Origin of the sequence: Accumulibacter sp., from assembly GCF_016789985.1 — a bacterium.
Taxonomy (GTDB): Bacteria; Pseudomonadota; Gammaproteobacteria; order Burkholderiales; family Rhodocyclaceae; genus Accumulibacter.
Genome location: NZ_JAEUOL010000035.1, coordinates 1 through 4,231 on the forward strand (window position 1 = coordinate 1; position 4,231 = coordinate 4,231).

Annotated in this window: 3 protein-coding genes; all 3 read right to left on the reverse strand. The window is 62.3% G+C overall.

Annotated features, from left to right (window positions below; translation table 11 throughout):
• Window positions 1-153 precede the first annotated feature (153 nt).
• Entirely contained in the window at window positions 154-2,529 is a 2,376-nt protein-coding gene (locus tag JNK99_RS02025; RefSeq protein WP_291847892.1) for a GspE/PulE family protein, read from the reverse strand.
• 138 nt (window positions 2,530-2,667) lie between these two features.
• The gene (locus tag JNK99_RS02030) at window positions 2,668-3,435 is read right to left on the reverse strand and encodes a 3',5'-cyclic-nucleotide phosphodiesterase (RefSeq protein ID WP_291847895.1); all 768 of its coding nucleotides are present in this window, start codon (window positions 3,433-3,435) and stop codon (window positions 2,668-2,670) included.
• Window positions 3,436-3,532: 97 nt separating this feature from the next.
• Window positions 3,533-4,231: FHA domain-containing protein (locus JNK99_RS02035; protein ID WP_366518685.1), on the reverse strand; the 699-nt coding region annotated here is incomplete at its 5' end.

A 4,231-nucleotide genomic window follows, 5' to 3' on the forward strand; every position in this document is an offset into this window, starting at 1 on the left:
ACCATTGGAGTGTCCGCAAAGCCTATCGCAGTGCCCTTTCCTGGTTCAAACGCGGCATCCGCCTTCTCTTGAGACGCGCTGCCAGCGCACTGCCTCTTCCCAAGTTCTTTCAGGGGGCCGAAACATGATAGGTGGTAAGCCGCATCGCCCCACCTACTTGACACACACCGCACGCACCTGCTTCAGATCGGTGATGCCGGCGAGGACCTTCTCGATGCCGTCCATCCTGAGCGTGCGCATGCCTTCATTGAGGGCTGTCCTGAAGAGCTCGGCGACGCGCGCACGGTCCTGGATCTGCTTCTTCATGAGGTCGGTGCCGCTCAGCAGTTCGTGCAGCCCCACCCTGCCCTTGTAGCCACTCCCCGCGCAGACTTCGCAACCGCGGGCGCGATAGAGTGTGAAACGGCCATCCCTGGCATGCTGGGTGAGCCATTCCTGATGCACCCGATCGGCGGCTGCCTTGGGATCGGCCTGCCAGGCGGTGGTCTGCGCCAGTTCGACGCAGTACTCGGAGAGCAGATCGCCGACCTCCTCCGGCGCCGGCTGGTAGGCCTCTTTGCACGACGTGCACAACCGTTTGGCGAGGCGCTGGGCGACGATGCCGAGCAGTGCGTCGGCAAAATTGAACGGGTCCATGCCCATGTCCAGCAGGCGGTTGATCGACTCCGGCGCGCTGTTGGTATGCAGGGTGGCCAGGACGAGGTGGCCGGTGAGCGACGCTTCGATGCCAATCGCCACGGTTTCGCGGTCGCGCATCTCGCCGACCATGATCACGTCGGGGTCGGCGCGCAGGAAGGCGCGCATCACGGTGGCAAAATCGAGCCCGGCCTTTTTGTTGACCTGCACCTGACGCAGACCCTTCTGGGTGATCTCCACCGGGTCCTCGGCGGTCCAGATCTTGGTCTCCGGCTTGTTGAGGTGACTGAGGATCGAGTGCAGGGTGGTCGTCTTGCCCGACCCGGTCGGGCCGCACACGAAGAACAGCCCGTAAGGCTTGGCAATCAGGGCTTTCAGTCGCGTCAGGTTGTGTGGCGTGACGCCGAGCTGATCGAGCGGAATGGGTTCGCCGGCGCTCAGGATGCGCAGTACCGCATCCTCCAGGCCGCCGGCGGTCGGCACCGTCGCCACCCGCAGCTCGATGTCCAGCGGACCCCAGCGCTTGAACCTGATCTTGCCATCCTGCGGCCGGCGTTTCTCCGAGATGTCCAGATCCGCCATGATCTTGATGCGCGTCAGCAGGGCGCCGCGGTAGGCGGCGGGAATCTCGATATAGGGCGACAGCGTACCGTCCCGGCGGAAGCGGACGACGGTCTTTTCCTTGCCCGGTCGCGGCTCGATATGGATGTCCGAGGCGCCTTTCTGGTGCGCCTCGACGATGATCCGGTTCACCAGGCGGACGAGTTCGTTGTCGGCCGCCGCACTGAGCACCTCGGCGCTGCTGCCGGCGGCGTCACCGGCTTCCTCGTCATCGAGCCCGGACAACATATCGCGCATCGAGTCCATCTCCGGCACGGCGCCGAAGAACTGGCCCAGCAGTTGCGTGAACTCCCGGCGAGTGGTGACGCGATAGACGATCGGGCTCTTCGGGAAGACGTGGTTGACGGTGCGCGAACCGCGGATGCGCTCCGGGTCGAGGGCCACGACGACCACCCCTTCGGCACTCTCCTCTACCGGCAGCCACTGATTCGCCTCGACATAATCACGCTTGAGGTTGCGCAACAACTCGCCTGGCCGGGGGCGTTCGGGACGAAACGCTTCGTATGGAACAGCAAAGAACTTCGCCAGCGCAGCCCCGACGGCCGGCAGCGGCACCTGGAAATCGGCGGTCAGCACCTCTTCCAGATCGAGGTTCTTGCGCCGTGCCGACTTCTGCGCCAGATCGAGTTCGGCGGCGGAGATGACGGCATCGCTGACCAGTGCATCGTACCTGGTTTTCAGTACCGGGCGCGCGTTGCGACGCTGTGTGAAGGCGACGGCCAGCGTTTGCGCCAGGGCCTGGATACCTTCCTCGGCCACCACCGGGAAGGGCGTGTCGGACCGATTGTTGATCAGTTGCACAACGCCCAGCAGCTCGTTGTTCTGCGCGTTGACGATCGGCGCGACCAGCATCTGCTTTGAACGATAGCCTGTCCGCTGATCGATGTCCTTGAGAAAACTCAGTCGCGGGCTGTATTTTGCCAGTTCGAGGTCATCGTAGACGTCACGCAGGTTGAGCGGCTGTCCCGACGCGGCGACATAGCCGGCTATGCTCTGCTCGGTAATGGGCAGGCGGATGTCCTTGTGTGAGCCGAGTCCGGTTTTCAGCTTGGAAACGATGCTTTGCCGGTCTTCGCTGACCAGGTAGATGGTCATCCGGTCACAGTGGAAAAGCCCGCAGATGTCCTCCGACATTTCGAGGAGGATTTCGTCGGCATGGCTCGTGCCATGAATCTTATTGGTGACCCGCTGGAGATTCTTGAAGAAGCTCAGGCGCCGACTCATGTCGCCCAGATTGCCCGGATTGCCTTCGACAGGCCAGTTCGCCGCCATTTTTTCTATCCCGCCCGGAGCATGGCGACCGCCTGCCCGGTGAGCGGCGTATCGGTTCGCCGCTCACGACAGGCCGCTGCATCCGTCAGGAAGCGTCGATCGCTGATCTTCATTGGCCTGGCCCTTTCGCCGTTGTGTTCAGAACTCGAAGAGCTGATTGTTGTACAGCATCCGCGGCTTGTGATGCGCTGCGCAGGCCTCGATTTCGCCCATTGTCAGTTCGATCTGGCTCGGTTTGAGATGACTGATGTAAAGCTCGGCAGGCACCGCCAGATTCTTCAACTCCTCGGCCAGCATGCTCGGGCAGAGGTGCTTCGACAACTCGGCCAGCCGTTTGTCGCGGTTCGGGAAAGCGGTCTCGATCAGCAGGTAGCGCAGGTTCGCAATCTGGTTCACCACCGGCCAGAAAGCCGGATTGAGCGTCGTGTCGCCGGTAAACACCAGACTTCCGGCCCCCGAGTCGAGCTGATAGCCGACCGCAGGAACGGTATGCTCGGCCGGCAGTGCTGTGATCGTTCGCTCTCCCAGCCGAACCGATTCTCCGACCGCCAGCGGGCGATACTTCATCATCGCCCGTTCGCCGCTCGGTATGACGGTGAAGTCGGGCCAGATCGCCCAGTTGAAAATGTGTCGACTGATGATTTCGAGGGTCGCAGTGCCGGCATGGACGGTCACGGCGTGCGCGCGCAGGTCGCTGACCGAGTCGATCAGGAGCGGCAGTGAGGCGATGTGATCGAGGTGCGAATGGGTCAGGAAGACATGGTCGATCAGCGCCAGTTCGGCCAGTGGCAGGTTGGTCACCCCTGTCCCCGCGTCGATCAGGATGTCATGGTCCACGAGAATCGAGGTGGTGCCCAGGTGGCGACCACCAATGCCTCCACTACAACCCAGGATCCTGACTTTCATGTTGACCCCACCGAATCGCTGTACATGCTGTCTCTGCCCAGGGTCGTCGAGACGGCGGGCAGGTCGCCGTCTCGCCCGACCGGAGCGCGGTCGCCCATCAGGCCTGCAGGACGAATTCCATTTTCACTCCGGCAATCTCGATCAGATCATGATCCTCCAACCGCCTGGCCCGGGTGTCGATCGGCTGGCCGTTCAAGACCGGAAAGCCGGCGCCCTCGACATGGGTGAGAAAGTAGCCCTGCTGCCGCCGGGCAATCACCGCCACCTGACCGGGCCGACCGAGAGTGGTCAGCGTCTTGGTCAACGGCAGGTGGTGACCGGCGTTGGAACCGCTGAGCAGGCGGATCGCGGCAGCCGGGAGATGGGACAGCACACCGTCACCCGGTGAGGTGGTGGTGGCTGCCGCCACCTCACCGAATGCGGCCGTGCTCGCCGAGGTTGCGTAGCGGAGGGGCGCTTTTTTCTCGTATGCCGAACTCTCGTGGGCAGGAGCGGCTTCGACGAGATACTTCATCTTGTACTTGCCCAGTTCGATCTCGTCACCATCCTTGAGGAAGTGCTTCCTGATCGGCTGCTTGTTGACCAGCGTTCCGTTGGTGCTGTTCAGATCTTCGAGAAAGGAGTCATTGAGGATGGTCACCACAGCGGCATGCTCCCCGCTGATCGCCATGTTGTCGATCTGAATGTCGTTGTGCGCCTTGCGGCCGATGCTCATGCGCTCCTTGCGCAACTGGATTTCCTTGAGAACCAGACCATCCATGCTAAGTATGAGCTTTGCCATTGCTTTCCTCGTCCT

Coding starts and splice junctions, on each gene's coding strand:
- JNK99_RS02025 (WP_291847892.1), bottom strand. CDS start 2,529: ATGGCGGCGAACTGGCCTGTCGAAGGCAATCCGGGCAATCTGGGCGAC.
- JNK99_RS02030 (WP_291847895.1), bottom strand. CDS start 3,435: ATGAAAGTCAGGATCCTGGGTTGTAGTGGAGGCATTGGTGGTCGCCAC.